We start from the raw sequence: 22,388 nt of genomic DNA on the forward strand, positions 1-22,388 counted from the left end.
CCTGACTTATCGGGTACGCCTGTTCCGTTTGCAAAGGTACGGGTTGACGCAAAGATCAATGAAATATTATTGTTAAACTGTCATGCAAAAGACGGAAACAACATTATCATTTCGGTATTATTATCAGTTATACCTGCTATTAATAAATTCCTGCGCGTTGAACAACATTTTTGTTTTTGACTAAGATGGTTTTATTAAATTGAACATCTCAAAAACTTACCTTATGTCAAAAGACCTTATCCATCTCCTCAAAACTATTGACAACAATGCCATAACGCATGAGGTCGAATTGCTTCTGTACCGCATGCTGCAAAGAGACCTGATCCTGGCTGATGACCTGCTCCTGAATAAAGGCGAAATATGCGACAGGGTATGGTACATTGAAAAGGGTGTTTTCCGATGCTTCCGAAAGCACAAAGGGCAGGAAGAAAATGTCTGGTTTATGAGCGAAGGGGACGTTATGTTCGTGCCCCAGAGCTTTTATGGCGAGTATCCCAGCAGGCATTACATTCAGGCGAGAAAAGAAAGCATCGTTCACTCCATTTCAAAATCGCAGCTGAATGATATTTATATCAATCACCCCCGGTTTGAGCGCATCGGCCGTCTGCTCACGGAAAAATATTACCTGCTGTCCCTGGACAATTGGGAAGAGCTGGCGTCAGGCACTGTCAAAGATCGCTACAACCACTTCCTGAAAGTCTACCCCACCCTGGCTGACCGTTTGCAGCTCAGGGATATAGCCTCCTTCATTAAATGTTCGGTAAGATCCGTGCAAAGAGCAAGAGAGAAATAACAAGCGACAAATGTCCGGTGGCATTTCTAGATAGCCGCCAACAAGTTGTTCTGTCTTTGATGGCTGCGCCAAGATGACCTCTTTTGATGCCATCCTCCTCCTGTTTCGCTGCTAGCTTTGTTGGTAGAAGGCATCACTGCAGGGATGCTTATAGAAAACCATTTTTTTCATTATTAAACCTTACTAATATGAGTCATATCTCTGTTGTCCTCCTCAGCTATCTGTTCTTCAATTCCCTGTCAGCCAGAACACAGCCCGGTGCCCCGCCGCCGAACGGCGATACATTGGTCGCTTACCGGCAGCAGCTGTGGGTCATAGGAGAAAAAGAAATGCAGGACCATTGCAAAAAAGTGCAGAAAGACCGCCGGAGGATCTATTACCTCTTCAACCGGCGTCTCCGGATGAGCTTCCAGATTAAGGGCATTTATACCCATCAGGGGCTGCTCTTCTTCCGGCTGGCCATCAGCAATCGCTCTCACCTGGATTATGTGGTCGATAGTATCCGGTTCTTTATGTGGGACAGCAAAGGCGTGAAAAGGAACATCCCGTCCATGCACCTGGATCCAACGTACCGTTACGGCAACACCTCCCTGATCAAAGGTAAAAGCCAGGAAGAAAGTGTGATCGTGCTGCCGCAGTTTACCCTGCCTGCAGACAAATGGCTGGTCATTGAAATCTCGGAGAAGAACGGAGGACGCAAACTGGAATTGCTGGTAAGCAATTTTACGCTGCTGAGGTCAAGATTGATCTGAACAGCGTCGCGACCCGGACAGCGCATTATTTTAAGAAAAACAAATTAAAAAAATTATCATGAAAAAAGATAATCTAACTTTTCTCCAGGAAAATCTCAGATACCTGGGTTTCGGAGAAACGCTCCCCTTCAACGAAGAACTGGAGCACGAGGTCGGAAAAGGACAAAAGGAATTTCACCTGACGACCGAAGCACACTTCGACGAATGGAGTAAATTGGAAGCCACGCTGCATTTCCGCAAAGGGGGCCAGCAGGAAATGTACTTCCTTACGAAATACACCGCCGCATTATGGTATGCTGAAAATCCTGACCTCAACAGGATGCAGACCTTCTATATCTTCAAGGGGGCAGGCGTCACCCTGAAAGAAGCGTTCAACCTGTTGCAGGGAAGGGCGGTAAATAAGGACCTGACAGACAGCGAAGGCGAAAAGTACAACGCCTGGATCCAGCTGGACTTTAGTGCCAAAACGCCGATGAACAACTACAGGACGCGTCAGTTCCGCCTGCAATATGGATACGACCTGGAAAAAGTGCTGGATAACTACCCTATCCGGGAACTACAGGTGGAGGAACTAAGATCAAACCTTATCCGGTCTCTCAGGAAAGGCAACATCCACCCGGTGACCTTCGCCATGACCAATAAGATCGAGAGAAAGTATATCGAAGCATGTCCTCAATTCAAAACGATCTCGATCTATTCCGAGACGGTCAGGTCAGTCCAACATCTGGTCCTGCAAAAAGTGGTGAGAACAAATGAAAACACCATTCATTTAACCCCGGAGTTGGAGCTCCCCCCGGTGGGAATTGACGAAGACGGAGACATGGAAAAAGAGGAAGAAAGAGAAGTGCCTGCCCAAGAATCGATACAGGCAGACGGACCTCCGGTTAAAAAAAGGAACCGGAGAACCGCTTAGTTAAATACTAACAGGGTTTTGCGGACGCTTGTTCGCAAAACCCTGTTTTCAATTCTTTATGCTACGTAAGCACTGCGATCAGCCCCTTGACAATCGCCCCGAGCTTCACTCCTTCCAAAACCCTTGACTCCGAGCTACCATGCTGCAGCACAGACCGCTCATGGGAAGTCACACACATCTCACATCCATTGATGGACGAAACCACCAGGCTCACCAGCTCAAAAAACTCCTTGCCCAATACAGGATTGGCCATGATGCTCATCTTGATCCCCGCTGGCTGATTGGTATAAAAATCCTTTTGTATGAAGTGTCTGAATCGGTAGAACACATTGTTCGTATTCATCAATGAGGTACAGGCTATGATCTCCGCGACCTCTGCCTCCGTCGCACCGGCATCCTTCGCCAGACCAGTAAAAGCATCCTGCAACAAAGCGTATTTCTCATTGACGGCTACCGCCAGCGCCAGCAGCAGGGACTCCTTCCTGTTCAGATGCTGGTTGTTATTAAGAACATTGCCGACATTGATCTTCAGATCTTTGATAAACCTCGACTCCGCCCCGACAAGGGCCCGGACGCTGGAGGAAGGTTCATAGTCCGGTATATTCAATTCCAATAAAAGGTTCTGAAATGTTTCGTTTTGCAGCGTGACTGTGGCACTCATATGAATGTATTTTATAAAGGCAGGGATAACCCTGCCTTTTATGATCAATGGATATTTCAGTCGATTAATTCATGCTCAACTGCGTAGTCAGCGTTTCCTCGCCTTTCTTCCAGTTGCAGGGACATAGTTCGTCCGTCTGCAAAGCATCCAATACACGGATGACTTCCTGAACACTGCGCCCTACATTCAGGTCATATACGCTTACCCAACGGACAATGCCCTGAGGATCGATGATGAAAGTTGCACGATAAGCGATCTTTTCTTCCTTGTCCAGGATCCCCAGCTCTTCAGCCAGAGACTTGGATGTATCAGCCAGCATGGGGAATTTCAGATCACGCAGATCGCTGTGGTCCCTTCTCCAGGCGGCATGTACAAACTCTGAATCGGTGGAAGCGCCGATCAGGACAGTATCCCTGTCGACAAACTCACTGTGCTTCTTGTTAAACTCGGCTATCTCCGTAGGGCAAACGAAAGTGAAATCCTTCGGCCACCAGAACAGCACGGTCCATTTTCCTTCCGCGCTCGCATACTCATGTGTCAACTCTGTAAATTCCTTTCCTTTCTCAATAGATACAACTGCTTTCTTCTTAAAAGCAGGAAATTTTTCGCCGATTGATAAGATCCTGTTGGACATATTTGATTTGTTTTTTAATATGAAATGAGTCATTTCGCAGGCGGGCAAATCGTCTTGGGTCTTCTCGCTGTAGTGCGAGAAATAAGATGCTGCAAATATAGCGCAGCAACCTGATAGAATACGATCATAATTATCTATAATCCAATAGACAAAATCTATATATCGGAAACAGCGGCTGAAACTTCCTGTGCGGGCCGGGCCGGTGTTTCTTCACCAGTAAGGATCCTTTTCACCAGCACCGTGATGGCAATGCCAAATAATGCGATCAGCCCAAAAGACCAGCGCAATCCTGCTATTTCCGCCACGGAACCCACCAAAGGCGGCACCAGGAGAAAACCAAAATAACCCACCGTCGACACCGCCGCAATGGCCGACCCGCTGCTCATACCCACCGCCCGGCCGGCCATGCTGAACACCATCGGGATCACACAGCTAACGCCAAAGCCTGTCAGCATAAAGCCCAGTCCGGCCGTCAGCGGAAAAGGCAGCAGCGCCGCAAACAGCAGCCCCAGCCCTATCAACCATCCACTATATATCAGCATGTTCCTGATCCCATACTTGTTGGCCAGTTTATCCCCCGTCAGCCGGCCCAGGGTCATAGCCACCATATACACCACAAACCCTGCAGTGGCCACCTTACCGGAAGTATGCACTGCCTTGCGGAAATAAATGCCGCTCCAGTCATACATCGTCCCTTCACAGGCCATGGAAGCAAATGAAATGACACCGAATTTTGCCAGCGCCCTGTCAGGAAGAGCAAACCAGGGCCGCCTTTCCCGGGCTGCCGGCGCCTGTGGAAGAGCACCGGGATAAGCATAAAAAGCCAGCAAGGTCAGCACGATACCCACCAGCAGAAAATGCCAGCCAGGGCTGATGACAAAGGACACCATCAGGCTCCCTAGGGCGGCGCCGCCAAATCCGGCCAGGCTCCAGACGCCGTGAAAACGGGCGATGATACTCCGGTCGTATAAAGCCTGTACCCCGATGGATTGCGCATTGGCGGAAATATTCAGCAGATTACGGGAAGCCCCGAAACAAAACAGCCCCAACACCAGTTCCCAGGTGCGCGTAGCAAAACCTATTCCACAGAGCATGAGATTGAACAGTACAGCCCCTCCCATCATAATGACCCGGCTGTCAAATCGGCTCAGCAAGGCTCCGGTGACAGGCAAGGTCAGCATAAGGCCGATGGGCAGGGCGAAAAGAACTGCGCCTAATTGCGCTTCGTTCAGCTGCAGTTGCTGCTGGATAGTAGGAATCCGGGACGCCCACGTAGAAAACCCAAATCCGGAAACAAAGAAAAAAATAGCTACCATGACCCGGCTCCCGCCGGGAGAAAAGGACCTAACCTGTCTTATTGCCATTCCTTGTTAACACTATTTGATAAAAAAACAAATTTACCACTCTGGCAATCTTTTTGTGGCCTTTTTTATAAAATACGGATCCCTCACCGGTCGCCCCCTCCATAAGCCTGAGACTTGTTTTTATCACCTTAAAATAAAGGAGGTCTTATGTCTACTAAAGATTTAGCCAGAAGAGGAGAAACGCTTCCCACCATTTTTCAGGATTTCTTCAAGCCCTGGGATAGGTGGTTTGATACCAATGGCGGTTCTTTGTCCCGCATGCTGACGGTTCCGGCTGTGAACATTATGGAAAAATCGGACCATTTCGAAATTTCCTTGGCCGTGCCAGGCATGAAAAAAGACGATTTCGACATCGATGTGGAAGGCAACATGCTTACCATCAGCGCAGAGAAAGAGGAACAAAAGGAGCATAAAGACGCCAGGCACACCCGGACGGAGTTCAACTTTACTTCATTCTCAAGAACCTTTACCCTGCCGGATGGCGTGTTAAAAGACAAGATCGATGCCACCTATGAGAACGGATTGCTCAGGCTGGTCCTGCCTAAAACTGAAGAGGCAAGAAAACCGGCTTCCAAACATATCACCGTTAAATAACCAGGTAAATGAAAAGTTCCTGCCGCTTGCCGCGGCAGGAACTTTTAAGATCTTACGGTCTGGACTAATCAAAAGCATTCTTCAAACGGATATATTTGTTCAGATCATCCGATACGAACCCTTTCTCCTTCATCTTACTGACATAGGCAGGAGTGACGCCCATTGCCTTTACAGAGGCCAGCTGGTTCAGGGGGATGTCCTTAAACCCGATGGCATTGAACTCTTTGATGAATTCAGGCGTAATCCCCATGGATTTCAACGAAGCCAAATGATTCACCGAAATATCCTTATAGCCCAGCGCTAAAAAACCTTTCACATAGTCAGGCGTAATATTCAGGGATTTCAGGGAAATAAGGTTATGCACAGGGATATCCTTATAGCCGATGGCATGAAACCCATTGATGAACTCCGGCGTCACATTCAGTGAACGCAGACTTACAATCTCCCTGGACGCAAGATCCGGATATCCCTCTCTCCTGAGCGAAGCCACATAATCGCTGTCAATACGAAGGGATTTGTAAGTGATGATATCCTGAGGAGGCGTGGAGGCGGGAAAACGACGCAGATAAGCGCCATCGATCTTCAGGGATTTAAACGTGATCAGCTTCTCCGCCGGCAGGTGGTCATACCCCGCTTTACGCACATCGTCTATAAATTCTTTGTCTATATGCAGCGCCTTGAAAGTAATGAGATGGTTTTCCGAAATGTCGGCATAGCCCATTTCACGGACTCCCTGGATATAAGGCTTGTCAATCCCCAGTGCAGCCATAGAAATAAGATGATTTTTCGATATATCCGGATATCCATTGCTGTGCAACATGTCGGCATAGTCCTTCTTTATATCCAGCAGGAAAAAAGACAACAGTTCATCTTCTTCCATCACTACCTTTTGCTGCCGCATCTGGGACAGGTAAGCTGCATCTGGCTGAAACTTATAGTGGCCGAAACCCTGTTCGCCATCAAACTGGCCCGAGAAATGCATGGTGCCCGCTTCACGCGTCAGGGCAAACTCCACTTTACCCACGCCGGATAGGAATAATTGGCGACGTGCAACGGTGAAGCTGCTGTTCCACCGGTGGTCATCGTCCTGGTCGCGCAGCTCGATCGTCACATTGTCCCCTTTATTATCCTGTTTGTAATTCGTAATGAACCAGGAACCTTCCATCCTGTCAGCCCGGGAAGAAGGCTTGGACGTGTCCATCGGTGGAATGGGTACGGGCACAGGCGCCGGGACGGGAGCTTGCCCCGGCTGAATATCGGGCGCCGGCCCCCGCTGTATGCCGGGGATCGACAGAGGAGCCTGGCCGTCACGGAGTGTCGCAAGAGGCCTTTCCACAGGCTGCAGGGCGGCAACGGGCGCCATCGCAACAACGGGGGCCGCAACAGGAGCTGCGTTTACCACCGGCGCCGGGAGCACGGGCAGCACCTGCGCTTTGCGAGAATGCTTACTGTCCTGGGCCAGGGCAGCCGGCCTGTTCAATATCCAGGTCAGGAAAATGAACAGGGGCAGCAGGATAAAATACTTCCAGGCAGTATGACGAGCGGAGTTTTGAGCATTCATCATAATTATACGTCTTTTTAAAAGTGATTGATTATAGTTCGAGGAAATGCTGAGCGGGACATCCGGAGCCGCTACTTTTATAAGGCTTAACTGATAAGCCGACCTGTCAATGCCCGGATGCCGAAGCACATGGCGGTCGGTGAGAAATTCGAGGTTGTTCTCCAATTCCCGCCTGAACCACCAGATAAAGGGATTGAACCATTGGAACACAATGCCGATCTCCGCCAGCAGAATATCCACTGTGTGCCAGCCGCCGGCATGGACCTTCTCATGCAGCAGGATCTGGTGATAGGTGTCCGGATCATAACGGTGCGGATGAATGAAGATCATCTTCCCGAATGAACAGGGACCATGCACACCGGCCGTTGCAATGATCCTGTACTGCCCGTCCCGGATCACCGGTGCCTTGTACCGCTGCACCAGCAGCATGATCACCTGTCGCAGCATGTTCCCCCCCAGGACGATCACACCAAACAGGTAGAGATAAAAAAGTACGGACAGCATACGCGGGAAAAAGTTACCCCCGGCAGCTACGGTCGCAGACGTGGCAACAGGGGGAGACGGGACGGGAGGCAAGGGTGCGGCAGCCTGCTTTTGCGGCGCTGCCACCCGCGCAGAAAGCTCGGTCGGCTTCCGGTGAAAGACGGCCGCCGGAACAGCGGTATGCTCCCCTCTGGCCGCAGTGGACGAAGGAGCCGGCGCCGCGCCAGCCCCCATAGGCTCACCCCGTACAGGAACAACCGTCGAAACAACCGGCGTCGCCGCAGCAGCCGCCACCGGCGCCTGCCAGCTCCACGCCCTCGGTATGGGCAGCAATGGCAACACGAAAGCCACCAGCAGACAGCCCAGTAATATCCACCTGTTAAGCGCATAAAATGTCAGCTTTTTCAGCAGCAGCCTGTAAGAAAAGGTGGCGGCAGCAATAAGAATGCTTACATGCAGGATATAAGGTATCATTTGATCACTTTTTTTGGCTTTTTATGATCTCCAATATCTCATTGATCTCTTCCTTTGATATCTTCTGCTCTTTCGCAAAAAAGGCCAGCATGCGCGAATAAGAGTTGTTGAAATATTGCTTGACGATGTCGTCAAATGCATGCTTCTGATACTGCTCCTTGGATATCACCGGAAAGTACCGGAAAGTATTCCCCAGCGCCTCATGGTCCAGAAAACCTTTTTCCTCCAGGATGCGCACCATGGTGGCTACTGAATTATAATGAGGCTTGGGATCAGGCAGTTCGGCAATGATATCTTTAATGAATGCTTTCTCCAGGTGCCAGCAGGCTTGCATGATCTGCTCTTCCCGTTTAGCCAGTTTCTGCATTTTGTTGCTATTTTATCCTAAGCTACTACTAATCGATTAGTTTGCCAACTAATTCATTAGTTTTTTGAAAAAATTTCTCCCGCCTCCCACTGCGGAGAAAGGACCCTCCAAATAAATTTGGTCAGTGCTGAAATTGAAATAATTTTGGTAAGTGCTTACAAACAACCTGCGAAGCAATGTTTGACACTCAAATTCCAGATACTACGACAAAAACCTTTTCGCTGCCTGACGAGACTGACTTGCTTGCCCTTGTTGCAGAAGGCGATGAGAAGGCTTTTGGAATATTGTTCCACCACTACAGACCCAAGATCTACGCTTATGCCTTCCATTTATTCAGGAACATCGGACTGGCGGATGAATCGGTGCAGGAAGTCTTTCTTAAAGTATGGTTACACCGGAATAAGCTGCCGCATATCCTGAAATTCGAATCCTGGCTCTTTATCATAGCCCGCAATCAGATCTTCGATACACTCAAGCTGCTGGCTAAGGAAGCCGCCGCACGCAAACAAATGGCCCATCTTCTGGATCCAGAAGCCAATTTAGTTGAGGATCAAGTTCTTACAAAAGAAAACGAAGTCCGCCTGCAAAACGCGCTCGATCATCTCTCCCCCCAGCAAAAACTGATCTTTACCCTCAGCCGCAACGAGGGAATGAAACATGAGGAGATCGCTTCTCAGCTCAATATTTCCCGCAACACAGTCAAGACGCATCTGGTACATGCCTTAAAGACCTTAAAAGATATTCTGCACTTTCATTCCGACAACGCAATCTTCCTTCTCCTGAGCATCCCTTTTTTGTGCTAATACTGCTAAAACGTTTTTTTCATATCCCTATACTCCTACCGCCAGAATTTACAGTCTTTACCTGTAATACTACATCATGGGAGTCCCCGAACGATTGACTTACCTGTTTTACAGGTATTATGAAAATACATGCACTCCATCCGAAAAAGAGGAGTTGTTCCAACTATTGTTGCACCCCGGACACGATGCACTCCTGCGGGATCTCATTGACAAAACCTGGGCGAAGGATATTCCTTCCCACCTCCAGGACCCGGCAACAGCCGATAGGATCCTGCAATACATCATTCAACAGCAGCCCGCTGTTCATCTTCCCCCTCGTCGTAAACCAATATTTTTCAGGTATGCCGCCGCGATCCTCATTCTTTTGTCCGTCACTGGTCTGACTTATTACTTTTATACCTCTCACACGCCTGCCCCCGTGTCCGCACTGACGGACATAACCAGGCCGGTCATCGACCAATGCCTCACCCTGTCCGATGGCAGCAAAGTCCTCCTGCATAAGAACGCGCACATCGATTTCGATCCTGCTTTCTCCGGCAAAACGCGCGAGGTGACCCTCGTGGGAGAAGCTTATTTCGACATACGTCACGACACCCGCCCCTTCATCGTCCATACCGGACGCATAACAACCACCGTATTGGGTACGGCCTTTAATATCAACGCACATGAAAAAGGCTTCACAGTCACCGTACTGAAAGGGAAAGTGAAAGTCGACAACGGCTCCGGCGATTTCAGCATCTTAAAACGCAATGAGCAGTTGATGGTCGATCCTGTCAATCATAAATTGAAAAAGATCCAGGTAAATGCAAAAGAAGAGATCGCCTGGAAAAAACCCTACCTTTTGTTCAATGACGTCAGCATGAAAGAAGCCGTGGAAGAATTGCAGCAGCAATTCCACACATCCATTACGCTCGCAAATCCCGCGGCTGAAAGTTGTCATGTCACCGCCAGCTTTACTCAAGGCGAATCACTGGAACAGATCATCAGGGTGCTGTCGAAGATCAACAATATGGAATACAGATTGATCCCGGGCGGAGGCTTTGAGCTAAATGGCGAAGGATGTAAGTGAAAACATAAACCGTAAATAAATAAAATAACCTACTCCGGCTGGAACCCGGAGCAGGTTGTTAAAAATACCTTTTCGCTTAAAAAGAAGGTATCCTGTCTTAAACAAGTATTCATCATTTAAAACAAATCAAAACTATGACATTTTCTTTATTGTCAGCGTTTGAACGGCTCTACCCTGCCGAAGGGCGCCGGAAACTGCTTATTCAATTCAAAAAACGATTGCCTTATTGTATGCGTGTAAGCTTTTTTTTAATACTTATATCACTGTGCAGCATACAGTTAATTAGCGCCCGCGACGTTCGCGGGCAGGACATTAACAAGGTATTCATTTCCCTGGAGCTAAAGAACGAGCCCCTGGTGACAGCCCTGGAAAAGATCCAGAAGCTCACCCCTTTCACCTTTGCCTATAACAAGCGGGAGATCAAACGCGTCACCAATCTCAACCTCGCTTACAATGGCCGGTCTGTGCATACCATCCTGGAAGCCCTCCTGCGAAACACGACCCTGCAATACGAGCAGGTGGGCAACACCATCGTCATCTCCTACAGACGCGATGGCCGCTCCGAACCTGGCCCTGCCGCTCTCGGCAGACTGCCCGCTCTCCTGTCATCCACCACACCAGACCTGGAAGTAAAAGTGCGTACGATCACCGGCACAGTCTCCAGTGAAAGCGGAGTGCCCATCGTCGGTGCATCGGTAACCATCCGCGGCAGCGCCGGTGGCACCACGACGGACGGAGAAGGTAAATTTAAGCTCACCATCCCGGATGAAGGCGCCACCCTCCGTTTCTCTTCAGTGGGATACGAAACAAAGACCGTGTCTGTCGGCAGTCAGGCCACATTGAACATTCAGCTGAAGGAAGTAGCTGCCGGCCTCAACGACGTGGTGGTCATCGGCTATGGTACGGCGAAGAAATCGGATCTCACCGGCGCCGTCTCCAGCCTGAAAGGCGAACAGCTGATGGACAGACCCGTGCCCAACGTCTCCCAGGCCCTCGAAGGAAAGATCCCAGGCGTGGACGTCATGATCAACAGCAGCGCCCCCGGGCAGCCTGCCAAAGTACGGGTCCGGGGTATCGGCTCCATCAATTCCAGCCTTGACCCGCTTTATGTAGTGGATGGTGTCACCGGAGTTGACATCAATACGATCAATCCGCACGAAATAGCTTCCCTTGAAGTATTGAAGGACGCCTCTTCCACCGCCATCTATGGAGCGCGTGGTGCAAATGGCGTCATCATGGTCTCCACCAAGCGGGGCCGCAAGGGCGATACCCGGGTGACCTATGATGGCGATGTCAATATGGCCACCCTCAACAGGCACCTGAAGACCCTGAATGCACAGCAATTCGTCGATGTCTATAACCTTTCTTTTGCCAATGGGACAAAGTTCGACAACGCCGGCGGCGTCTGGACGCCTCCCCAGCCTTTAAACCATGCCTCCCTGCCCAAGCTGTTCGACGCCAACGACAAGCCCCTCTACAACACCAACTGGGAAAAGGAAGTGTATAAAACCGCTTACTCCCATGACCATTTCATCAATATCCAGGGCGGCAGCGACAAATCCATTTACAGCGCCTCCCTGGGATACTTAAACCAGAATGGGCTTATGATCAACAGTTGGTTCAAAAGATATTCAGCTAAGCTGACCCTCGATAATGAGGTCAACAACTGGCTGAAATTCGGCGGATATATCAATGTCATCCAAAGCACGCAGCGGATGGTGTCGGATGGCAACGGCGGCCTCAACGTACCCCGCATGGTCTCTGAAGAAGTGCCCATCGTTCCTGTGAAATATCCCGACGGCAGCTGGGCCGGCAACAATGACATCGGTGGCCTGGAAGGCGGCCCCAACCCTGTTCATATCTCCCAAAGCAGGTATTCCCTGAATAATACGCTCCAGGCGCTGGGAGATGCCTATTTCACCATCCATCTCACGAAAGAGCTGGACCTCAAATCCGACTTCGGTTACTTTGTCAGCGGACAGAAAAATAACTTCTACTCAGCACAGGACCTGCCCCACCTTTCCCAGGACCAGGGCGGCGAGGCGCATATCAACTCATACTATAACTTCTTCTGGCAGTCGGAGAATTACCTCACGTGGAATAAAAAGATCAATGACCACCAGAAAATGACGGCGCTCTTAGGCGCTTCCTGGCAGAAATACAAGCAGGAATGGGTGGATGCGGAATCGCAGAACTTCATCGACGACTTCTTCCAGTACAATGTGCTGGACGCAGGCTCCGTCCGCAGCAACACCAAGTCCTTAAGCGTTCCCACCTGGACCATGAACTCTTATTATGCCCGCGTCACCTACAACATCGATGACAAATACCTGTTCACCGCTACAGGCCGCTATGACGGCAGCTCGCGCTTCGGCAAGAACAATCAATTCGCCTTCTTCCCTTCCGTTGGGGCAGCCTGGCGCATCTCAGAGGAAGATTTCATGAAACACAGCGATGTCATCAGCTATATGAAGATCCGCGGCAGCTATGGCCTCACCGGTAATTCCGAAATTGGCTTTGGCCTCTCCCAGGGACAGATCACGCCCGGGGTCGTCGTGCTCAATGGCGCCAATCAATCTACCCTGCTGCCTAACTACATAGGCAACAAGAATCTGAAATGGGAAAAATCCCTGCAAGGGGACGTAGGAGTGGAATTGGGTCTTTTCAGGGACAGGATCCAGATGAACATCGACTATTACAACCGTACGACCAAGGACCTGCTCCTCCAAACGCCCATTCCATGGTCCGCCGGTATGCAAACCAACAACGTATACCAGAACGTAGGATCTGTCCGCAACAGCGGCATCGAGATCAATCTGAATACGGTTAACGTAAAGACCCCGGATTTTAAATGGTCCACCAACTTCATCTTTGCGGCCAACAGGAACAAAATCCTCAACCTGAATGATGGCAATGCAGATATCTTCCCCGGCCCCAACTTCCTGGGACAGACCAATATCCTTCGCGTAGGCCAGTCCATCGGTTCTTTCTGGGGCATGACTCGCCTGGGTACCTACAGCTCGGACGAAGGCGCCGAAGCCGCCCTGGTTGGTCTCAAGACGGGCGACCGCAAATACATCTATGAAAAAGATGGGAAAACACCGCATTACAGCATCATCGGGCACGCCTATCCCAAATGGACAGGCACCTTCAACAGCACGATCAATTACAAAAGCTGGGACTTCTCTTTTGACATCCGCTTTGTACAAGGGGTGAATACAGCCGCTACATTCAAACATTCCAGCGAAGACAGGCAGACCATCGCCAACAGCCTGGCCACCGTCCTGAACGCCTGGACGCCGGAACACCAGAATACGATGATCTCCCAGGTACGCAATTACAAATTCGCCCAGGACTCTCATTTCGATACATGGTGGGTGGAAAACGGCTCCTTCATCCGTGGCCAGAATATGACCCTGGGATATACGATCCCGGAAGCCACCGTACGGAGGATGAAGCTGACCAAGGTTCGCGTCGCGGCCAGCGTACAGAACTTCTTCCTCCACACGAAATACACCGGCTATGATCCGGAAGTGGATACATACAATACCACTTACGGCAATAACCCGGCCTTCTCTCAAAACCTGGATTTCTTCTCCTACCCCCGCCCCATGATATGGAACCTGGGCCTGACGGTAGGATTTTAATCACGAACCAAGTAAAAATTATGCTAATGCAACGTATTAAACATATAAGTATCATCTTACTCACGCTGGTCTTGCTGGGATCCTGTAAAAAGTTCCTGGAGGAGAAACCTACCAACTTCCTGAGCCCCGGCTTTAAGATCACCAACATCAAAGAAGCCCAGGCGCTGGCAAATGCCTGCTATTCCAAACTGCAGGGCCTCCTCAATGGTCAGCCTTCCTCCTATGGCGGCAATACCTGGAACCTCATGGAGTTCATGACAGGCAAAGCCAACAGCGACCTGGGGCAAACAGGTTTTGTCAGCTTTCAGACCCTTAACTACAATACCACCTCCTTCTATGTAGATACCTGGTGGCAGCAGATGTACATGGGCATCGGCGCCTGTAACCTTGCGATAGAAACCATCCCGACAGCCGATACGGCGGTGGTGCCCACCGCCACCAGCAAACAGCTGCTGGCCCAGGCACGTACGTTACGCGCACTTTACTATTTTTTCCTCGTCCGGATGTATGGCGCTGTCCCGAATGTCACCACCGTGCCCAAAGACCTGAACCTGAAAGTGCCCCGCAGCCCGGCAAAGAACATTTATGACAGCATCATCATCCCCGACCTGCTGTATGCAGAATCCGCCGGCCTCAGCTGGAACAGCATCGGAGGATATGTTTCCATGAGTGTAGTAGAGTCTATCCTGGCAGACGTCTATCTCACCTACGCCGGCAATCCCGTCAAAGGCGGCGACCAGTATTATGCCGAATCGGCCAAACGCAGCAAAGCGGTCATCGACAACGGCGGTTTTACGCTGTTTCCCAATTACACGGATATGATCGATCCTAAGAATAAGAACCTGGGAGAGTTCATCTTCCAGGTGCAATATGCGGCGGCAGCCAACTCGAATAACCCGCTGACCCCGCTGACTATTCCCAACTACTCTGCCATTTCCAAATATTCGGACGAATATGGCTCTGTATTTCCAACAGATCAATTCATCGCCTCATTTCCCGCCGGGGACAAACGCGTTCAGGAACGCCAGTTCTTCTACACTTCCTACCCCAGCATCAAGACGGGCACTCCCGTTGTATTCAAGGCCCACTATATTTATAAATGGTTTGACGTCAACGCTGTCACAAGTACGGCAAAATCCGATCTGAACTACACTTTATACCGGCTGGCTGACGTATATTTAATGTACGCTGAAGCTTCCAACAGGGCCGAGAATGGCCCCAACGCCGATGCCGTCAATTACGTGAACAAGATCCGTGCAAGGGCCAGTCTGGCCCCCATCGGCACCTTGTCGAAAGACGATTTCGAAAAAGAAGTGTGGCTCCAGCGCTACTTCGAGCTTTGCTTCGAGAACAAAATGTGGTTCGACATGATCAGAACCCTGAAAGTGCATAATGATGTGACAGGCAACTGGGACGATTTCGTAGGGCACAAGACGGTTTGGAATACAACATTCACCGCCAGTCAGCTGCTCTTTCCCGTACCAAAGCAGGAAACGGATGTGAATCCCAACCTCCTGCCCAACAACCCGGGATTTCAATAAGCCTATACACATGAGGGAATAACACAGCCGGCTGCCAGAAAATTGCGTACAATGGGCAGCCGGCTCTTTTTAGATTAAAAAAGACTAAGTACATTTGTTTGAACATGGCAATCTTACAGACCTTATATGACGAATTGCTGGGTTTCGCCGGCCTGAGCCCCCTGCTGGACATGTATCATAAAAATGACTACTCCCCGCTGGCCACGCCCCATGGCATCTTTGCAGCCATCTCCCCCGTCATTCCTTTTCTCCTGCTGATTGAGATAGGACGCGCTGTCACCTACAAACGCTTCAGGATCGAAGATTACCGGATGCCTTTCTTCGTCTTCGTAGCCAACAGGTTCATCTCCCGCTTCATCTCCATAGCCGCAGTCGCCTTTTGCATCGGCCTTTTCGAAAAATACGCCATCCTCCCCACCCGTTTCACCTGGTACTGGTTCATCTATGGATACATCGTTTGGGAATTCGCTCATTTCATCTATCACTATTTAGGACATAAAGTACGCTTGTTCTGGTGCCTCCACGCTACGCACCATGCACCACAGACCATGAACCTCTCCGTCACCTACATGCATTTTTTCATGGAAGCTCCCTATGCAGACGTGATCCGGACCTCCATCTGCATCCTCGCCGGCGTAAACCCGCCGCTTCTTTTTCTCATCATGGCCATCGATGGCACATGGGGCGCCTTTATCCACGTGGGAGAAAACATCATGAAGGACGGACGCATGGGGTTCATGCGCCGGATCATCCTCACGCCGTCCCACCACCGGGTACATCACGCCCGCAATCCCCTGTACATGGATACCAATTTTTGCAACTTGCTGAACATCTGGGATAAGGTGTTCAAAACATACCAGGATGAGCAACCCGGCGAAAAAATAGAATATGGCATCACACGCCCCGTCAATACCCGCAGCTTTGTCGACATGTATTTCGGAGAGTTCGCCTGTTTATTTAAAGATATTGCAAAAGCACCCGGCCTGAAGAACAAGTTCCTCTATCTCTGGATGCCCCCGGGCTGGAGCCACACCGGTGAACACAAAACAGCCGCCGTGGTGAAAAGGGCCACCCAATATGGATCATCTACCACCGGCTGATTATCCCGGCTATCAGAATGGACGCGCAGGCGCTTTTTCCAGCGTCATCACATGCCAGATCTTTTTAGGTTTATAGGCCGCCCCCTTCCCCCCGCCAATCCGTGCAAGGCTGCCCGTACCGATGGATAAGCCTACTCCTCCGCCACTTCCGAAAGACCCAAAGCCCAGCCCTCCGCCGATGGAGACGCCCCCGCCTCCGCCGCCCCCCCTGCTGCCCGGAGGAGCCGGTATGCCCTCGATAAAAATACCTACGGCGATGTTCCTGCCTGCATAATAATGAGAATTATTGGCCTTGGGAAAGACGGCCTTCAGCGGGATCTGGGCCTCGTACACCAGGTCCCCCGAAGCATTGTAGTTCATCCGCACCACTACTCCCTGCTTATTTTCCACACCGTAGTTATACCGCGCTATCGGCTCTTCCCGGCTAAACCCGTAGAGCTCGTATGCATCTGCATCGTCCAGCTTGGCCGACCTGTCCTTATACACCTCGGGCCGTGCTTCCGCCATCAGCTGCTTTTCCCTGTCATTATGCGGGTCCAACGGGAAGCCCAGACCGATAGCTTCATCATTGGTCTTATCAGCCTGATTGTTTACCCACACCGTCATTCCGCCCGAAAGGATCTTGTTCTGTTCAGCCGGATCCTTCGTGGAGATCATTACATAAAGATTCTCCGCGTCATTGGTCATGGCATAGGTAAGCTTTTCGGTGCTTTCAATGCCTGGCAAAGGCCGGACCCAGTCGCTGTCGCTGCCATCGATGGTCAGCGGTTGCTTTTGCCAGCCGAGCCCCTGCCCTTCCTGGGCGGCGGCACTCCTGGATGACCGGCAGGACACGGCCAAAGCCGCCGGTATTAGTAAAACGGTCAAACGAAATATCGTGGTTCTCATTTATCTGCCTTTTATGCTTAAGGAACAAAGGTAGGCATTGAATTTGTTAAATATTTTCAAACAACACGAGCTTCAATAGTAATAATTCCAACCAAAAGTTCCATTACATAAAAAAATATATCCTCATTTACACACTATAAGTCTTTTAGGTCAAAGCTTTTATTTTAGTGATGAAACATTATCTTTAGTGGGTAAACACCCCTGTTGATTCAAAAACCCGCTAACCTTTTTGCATTGTCGCTAAAGCAACCGATATTATTTTGCATTTTATTGAATTTGCTTCTGCTGGGCTGGCTTCCGGCTCTTCTCGCCCAGCGCGTCGTGGTTCACGGCACCGTCAGCAATCGCTTTACCAAAGAACGGATCCCTTTTGCCAGCATCTCCTGGAAAAAAGCCGGCCGCGGTATTGTTTCCGACAGCGCAGGTACTTTTACCATTCAGGCCGGCCGACGACAGGCCGACACCCTGCTGGTCAGTTCAGTAGGATTTGAGACCGTGTATGTGCCCGTGGTATTGTCTAAGGATACGACGGAGGTGACTGTATTCCTGGAAAATACCCGTGACGCCGGCGAGGTGGTCGTCAAGTCCAGGTATAATCGCGGATTATTGTGGTGGAGAAAGATCGTCGCTAACAAACCGCTCAATAACCCGTATAAACAGGAGAGCTATTCCTATGAGCTATACAACAAGGTGGAAGTGGATATTGATAACTTCAGCAGGAAAAAATTCGAACAGTACAAATTACTAAAACCATTTGGATTTATATTGGATAATATCGACAGCGTGTCGGAAGACAAACCTTTTTTACCCGTATTCATCACCGAGTCGATCTCCGACTGCTATTTCGCGATCAACCCATTGCGGGAAAGAGAGGAGATCAAGGCCATCAAGACCAATGGAATTAAAAATGAATCCATCCTTCAGTACATGGGCGGGCTGAACCAGCGTATCAATTCCTACGACAACTATATGACTTTGTTCGGTAAGGAATTCATCAGCCCCTTAAGCTCCGTGGGTGATCATTATTACAATTACAGGGGCGCGGATACACAGTACATTGCAGGTGAGCGTTATCTCCATCTGCTGTTTACTCCTAAAAGAGAAGGAGAGAATACTTTTGCCGGCGACTGCTGGGTCCATCACACCAGCTGGGGCATCCGGAAGATCACGTTGAATATGTCTTCCTCAGCCAGCATTAACTTTGTCAACCGGCTGAGTCTCATACAGGAATTTTCCCGTCGCAGCGACAGCTCGTGGGTCTTCACCAAAGACAAATTCGTGGCGGAGCTTTCCCCCCTAAAAAAAGACAAGCTGGCTTTTATAGCCCGGAAAACAAGCTTGTATAGCAACATCCGGATGAATGAGCCTTTCATCGAAGCGGCCCTGGAAAAAAATGTGCTCAATGAAAAAGTCGTCATCCAGGACAGCGCCCGGGAAAAAGATACCGCTTACTGGAGCAGCCACCGGGCCGAGCCACTCAGTAAGAACGAAGAGCGCGTGTATAAGATGATCGATACGTTGCAGAAAATGCCCCTCTTCAAAAAATACACCGATATCGCCACCTTCATCGTGGACGGTCGCAAACAGCTGGGCAAGATAGAGATCGGCCCCTGGTTCAAATGGATCAGCGGCAATCAGCTGGAAAAGGTCCGCCTGCGCTTTGATGTCGCTACTACCAGGCTTTTCAGTGAGAACCTATGGCTGCACGGCTACCTTGCCTATGGGTTCAGGGACCGTACGTTCAAAGGCAAGGGAGAGTTCACCTACAAATTCCCCGGAAAGAATGGCTATAGCGTACACGCCTCCTATACAAAAGATCTGGACAATGGTCGCACCCGCAACAATGACGAGGATATTACCACCGACAACCTGTTCAGCCAGCTCATCCGCCGGCACGGTATCCGCCAGAAATTCCTCATGGAAAAAGAAGCAAAGTGCTGGGTCCGGAAAGAATGGGGTAATGTCTTTTCCGCACAACTGTCTTTTTCCAGGACGGACTATGAGACCTTCGCTCCACTGCCTCCCAAAGAAATGTTCTCCAACAGGGAGGATCACAACATCGTCACCAGTGAGCTGGGATTAAAGCTCCGCTATTCTCCAGGCGCAAAGGTCATCCGGACGAAAAGAAGAGAGTTCCGCATGAACGGTGAAAAACCCACGCTGGAAGCAGGCTTCTTTGCCAGCCTGCCTGACGTATTGGGCAATACTTATAAATATCAGAAGATCAGCCTCTCCCTCAACCAGGACTTCCGCCTCCCCCGCTGGGGCAAGGTCAGCTACAGGGTATTCGGAGGCAAGATCTTCGGTGATCCCCTGCCTTTTATGCTGCTGGAGATCCATCCCGGTAACGAGATCTATTACTACAATAAAAATTCGTTTAACCTGATGAATCGTTTTGAATACATCAGCGATCGTTATGCAGGCTTCAGCCTTGAACATAATTTCGAAAAGAAACTATTGAACCTGCTGCCTTTCCTGCGCAAAACGACCTTACGGCAATTCTGGAATGTAAAAGCGGTCTGGGGAGACCTGTCCCCGGCAAATAAACAGCTGAACCTGCAGGATTTCCCCAATTACCGGCTTCGGTCCTTGCGAAGCAACGGATACGTGGAAGCCGGCACCGGCATCGACAATATCTTCCGGTATTTCAGGGTTGACCTGGTATGGCGTTTTGCCCCGCCCCAGCAGGTAGTGGTCCTCAATAACAAAAATTCCATTTACAACTTCGGGATCTTCGGCAGCTTCCATTTCCAATTCTAAAGCTGACCCCTCTTGATAAAGGATCCCACCTGTCGCCGCCCTTCCATTTCAACAACCAGGAAATAAGTGGCCGGAGCCAATGTATGCAGGGACAAAGGAATGGAGTTGGCGCCTTTATGAAGGACTAATGCAAACGTCAGGAGCGTTCCGCCCTGCGCATTGTAGACCTTTGCCACTGCGCTCCCATCCCTCTCTGACATCACCGTCAGCAGCGGCCGGTCCGTCACAGGATTGGGCTGCAGGCGGAAGGAAAATGATGCCGGCGGCGCCCTTCGTTTCACTGCTGCTATTTGAGAATAAGTGAGATCACCTTGTCCATGCTGCCATACGAGCCTGTAATAAACATCACCGTCCATGTTTTCTGCAGCGTCAATATAACGATAGAGGATCAGATCCTCTTTGGCTGGCAATGAAGCGACTTCAGTAAAATGGGACTGGTCGACGGACCGTTGGATGATAAAGCTGCGGATGTCCGTCGCCGGTGCTGGCGAATAAAGCGCCCAGCTTACAACAATGCCGGGACCAGATGGGTCCGCTGTAAAATACCTAAGCTCAGACGATGCCAGCACGACACAGGTCGGTCCCGCCGATACGGGAGGCGTATAGCTGCTCTTCCCCAGTCCCGCTCCACCTGGCAACGCACCGTTGGCTAATCCCTGGCACGCAACCTTCGTATTACCAAGGCTGACAATCCCGTTGGAGCCTCCGTTCACTACGGCCGTGACAGACGCAGGAACGCCGGTGCCGGCCGTCCATACAAGCCCTCCTCCTCCTCCTCCGCCCGGGCCGGTGCAGTCATTCACCCTGTTGCTGGCGTCGGAGCCTCGCCCGCCTTTGGCCTCCGCTGTAACAGCTCCGGTGATGGCAGCAGCGTTCAAAATGATCGCCCCTCCTCCTCCTCCGCCGCCGCCGCCATCCCCCTCTGCCTGGTAGGGATCGTTGTTGGTCGGATTGACAGAAGCAATCCCGGAGGCCAGCAGCCTGCCGCCGCCGCCCGCAATAGTCGCCGCCGAAAGGATAATGATACCTCCCCCATTACCGCCAGGCGTGCCCACGCCGTTGTTTTCATGTCCGCTGCCACCGCCGCCGCCGAAAAAGATCCGGTTGGCGCCCGTAGTATAGCCATAGGAAGACAGGCTGCAGCCCCCAACGCCCGGATAAGGGCCATGACAGGATGTGATCGACTCACCGGCACGCTTGCCTCCTATCCCTCCCGCTCCATAATTGCCGCCCCCGCCGCCGCCTGTGTTGGCATTATTACCACCGCCGCCGCCATTGGCCAGCTTGCCCCTTCCATATTCCGCATTGAGGATATAGCCAGTGATACCCTCCCCTTTCCTGCCGCCGGTGATGTTACCCGAAGCCGGCATAGGCAGGAAGAAATTGGTTACATTGTCTAAAGGACTGCAATCATACGTTGGCGTGGGATAGTTCACCAGCGCTCCGCCCTGGAATCCAAGACCGCTGACATCGATATCCGCATTCAGGGTGATCGTGCCGGACGCTTCAAGCACGACAATGCCCCCTTTCCCCGTTGCAGGGTCCCAGGGCGAGGCGGTCACCGCCCCTGCAATGACGACATCCGAATAAGAAGGGATGCTCACCAGCTGGACTTGACCGGCAACGCTGTACGCATTGACGAACTGATCTCTCAGCCGGACGTCATTGCCGCTGATAGTGCAGATAGTATTGAACTCATAACCACCCGCATTGTTAAGCGCTGTAATATCGCCGAAAGTGGAAGTATTGGTAGCCGTAATGGCCGCACCTTTTGCCTGATGGATCAGGACCCGCTGACCCACGGTCAGTCCCGCGGCGTTGTCGACCGTCACCGTATTAGCGCCGCTATTGACGGCAGTCACCTGGTAGTAACTATTCACAATGCCGGACACCGACTGGCCATTGGAGAAGTGGCAGACGGCAATAAGTAGGGTCAATAGCAATACTATCCTTGCGCAGGCTTTCATAATATATTGGACAACGC

The 22,388-nt window shown here is 50.8% G+C and carries 17 protein-coding genes; 10 read left to right on the plus strand and 7 right to left on the minus strand.

The window, feature by feature from the left end:
* The first annotated feature begins 223 nt into the window (after positions 1–223).
* The 3 genes from Q4E93_RS29145 to Q4E93_RS29155 all read left to right on the plus strand — a co-directional run bounded on the left by Q4E93_RS29145 (position 224) and on the right by Q4E93_RS29155 (position 2,458).
* Positions 224–793, plus strand: coding sequence for a Crp/Fnr family transcriptional regulator (locus tag Q4E93_RS29145; RefSeq protein ID WP_303591418.1), 570 nt, complete (start codon positions 224–226; stop codon positions 791–793).
* A 188-nt stretch (positions 794–981) separates the two neighbouring features.
* Positions 982–1,545 carry a DUF4138 domain-containing protein gene (locus tag Q4E93_RS29150; protein ID WP_303591420.1) on the plus strand — a complete coding sequence of 188 codons (564 nt, stop codon included), beginning with the start codon at positions 982–984 and terminating at the stop codon, positions 1,543–1,545.
* Between the two features lie 58 nt (positions 1,546–1,603).
* A complete protein-coding gene (locus Q4E93_RS29155) occupies positions 1,604–2,458 on the plus strand; it encodes a hypothetical protein (RefSeq protein ID WP_303591422.1) in 855 nt (284 codons plus the stop codon).
* A 61-nt stretch (positions 2,459–2,519) separates the two neighbouring features.
* Here the strand turns inward: Q4E93_RS29155 and Q4E93_RS29160 are convergent, their stop codons facing one another.
* The 3 genes from Q4E93_RS29160 to Q4E93_RS29170 all read right to left on the minus strand — a co-directional run bounded on the left by Q4E93_RS29160 (position 2,520) and on the right by Q4E93_RS29170 (position 5,117).
* Positions 2,520–3,119: a carboxymuconolactone decarboxylase family protein gene (locus Q4E93_RS29160; protein ID WP_303591424.1), complete on the minus strand. Its 600-nt coding sequence runs from the start codon at positions 3,117–3,119 to the stop codon at positions 2,520–2,522.
* Positions 3,120–3,183: 64 nt separating this feature from the next.
* Positions 3,184–3,753 carry a peroxiredoxin gene (locus tag Q4E93_RS29165; protein WP_303591425.1) on the minus strand — a complete coding sequence of 190 codons (570 nt, stop codon included), beginning with the start codon at positions 3,751–3,753 and terminating at the stop codon, positions 3,184–3,186.
* A 155-nt stretch (positions 3,754–3,908) separates the two neighbouring features.
* Entirely contained in the window at positions 3,909–5,117 is a 1,209-nt protein-coding gene (locus Q4E93_RS29170; RefSeq protein WP_303591427.1) for an MFS transporter, read from the minus strand.
* 147 nt (positions 5,118–5,264) lie between these two features.
* Here Q4E93_RS29170 and Q4E93_RS29175 point away from each other — a divergent pair, with 147 nt between their 5' ends.
* Complete coding sequence (locus Q4E93_RS29175; RefSeq protein WP_303591429.1) at positions 5,265–5,711, plus strand: Hsp20/alpha crystallin family protein; 447 nt, start codon at positions 5,265–5,267, stop codon at positions 5,709–5,711.
* A gap of 64 nt (positions 5,712–5,775) precedes the next feature.
* Here Q4E93_RS29175 and Q4E93_RS29180 read toward each other — a convergent pair whose 3' ends face one another.
* On the minus strand, positions 5,776–8,229 hold the full coding sequence (locus Q4E93_RS29180; protein WP_303591431.1) for a M56 family metallopeptidase: 2,454 nt from the start codon (positions 8,227–8,229) through the stop codon (positions 5,776–5,778).
* Positions 8,230–8,233: 4 nt separating this feature from the next.
* A complete protein-coding gene (locus Q4E93_RS29185) occupies positions 8,234–8,596 on the minus strand; it encodes a BlaI/MecI/CopY family transcriptional regulator (protein ID WP_303591433.1) in 363 nt (120 codons plus the stop codon).
* Between the two features lie 176 nt (positions 8,597–8,772).
* Between Q4E93_RS29185 and Q4E93_RS29190 the strand changes: the two genes are divergently transcribed.
* From Q4E93_RS29190 to Q4E93_RS29210, 5 genes are all read left to right on the plus strand, one after another.
* Positions 8,773–9,399 carry an RNA polymerase sigma factor gene (locus Q4E93_RS29190; RefSeq protein ID WP_303591435.1) on the plus strand — a complete coding sequence of 209 codons (627 nt, stop codon included), beginning with the start codon at positions 8,773–8,775 and terminating at the stop codon, positions 9,397–9,399.
* A 76-nt stretch (positions 9,400–9,475) separates the two neighbouring features.
* Positions 9,476–10,468, plus strand: a complete 993-nt coding sequence (locus tag Q4E93_RS29195; protein WP_303591437.1) for a FecR family protein — start codon at positions 9,476–9,478, stop codon at positions 10,466–10,468.
* 230 nt (positions 10,469–10,698) lie between these two features.
* On the plus strand, positions 10,699–14,115 hold the full coding sequence (locus Q4E93_RS29200) for a TonB-dependent receptor (protein WP_303591439.1): 3,417 nt from the start codon (positions 10,699–10,701) through the stop codon (positions 14,113–14,115).
* A 26-nt stretch (positions 14,116–14,141) separates the two neighbouring features.
* Positions 14,142–15,656, plus strand: a complete 1,515-nt coding sequence (locus Q4E93_RS29205; protein ID WP_303591440.1) for a RagB/SusD family nutrient uptake outer membrane protein — start codon at positions 14,142–14,144, stop codon at positions 15,654–15,656.
* A gap of 104 nt (positions 15,657–15,760) precedes the next feature.
* Positions 15,761–16,756, plus strand: coding sequence for a sterol desaturase family protein (locus Q4E93_RS29210; RefSeq protein WP_303591441.1), 996 nt, complete (start codon positions 15,761–15,763; stop codon positions 16,754–16,756).
* 12 nt (positions 16,757–16,768) lie between these two features.
* Here the strand turns inward: Q4E93_RS29210 and Q4E93_RS29215 are convergent, their stop codons facing one another.
* Positions 16,769–17,644 (minus strand): hypothetical protein, encoded by an 876-nt coding sequence (locus Q4E93_RS29215; RefSeq protein WP_303591442.1) that lies wholly within the window; start codon positions 17,642–17,644, stop codon positions 16,769–16,771.
* Between the two features lie 270 nt (positions 17,645–17,914).
* On the opposite strand from Q4E93_RS29215, the gene Q4E93_RS29220 reads away from it, so the two are divergent.
* Positions 17,915–20,404: a DUF5686 and carboxypeptidase-like regulatory domain-containing protein gene (locus tag Q4E93_RS29220; RefSeq protein WP_303591444.1), complete on the plus strand. Its 2,490-nt coding sequence runs from the start codon at positions 17,915–17,917 to the stop codon at positions 20,402–20,404.
* Here Q4E93_RS29220 and Q4E93_RS29225 read toward each other — a convergent pair.
* A complete protein-coding gene (locus Q4E93_RS29225; protein ID WP_303591445.1) occupies positions 20,401–22,371 on the minus strand; it encodes a T9SS type A sorting domain-containing protein in 1,971 nt (656 codons plus the stop codon). The genes Q4E93_RS29220 and Q4E93_RS29225 overlap by 4 nt on opposite strands.
* Positions 22,372–22,388: the final 17 nt, after the last annotated feature.

The organism is Flavitalea plasmicola (genome assembly GCF_030546645.1).
Classification (GTDB): domain Bacteria; phylum Bacteroidota; class Bacteroidia; order Chitinophagales; family Chitinophagaceae; genus Puia.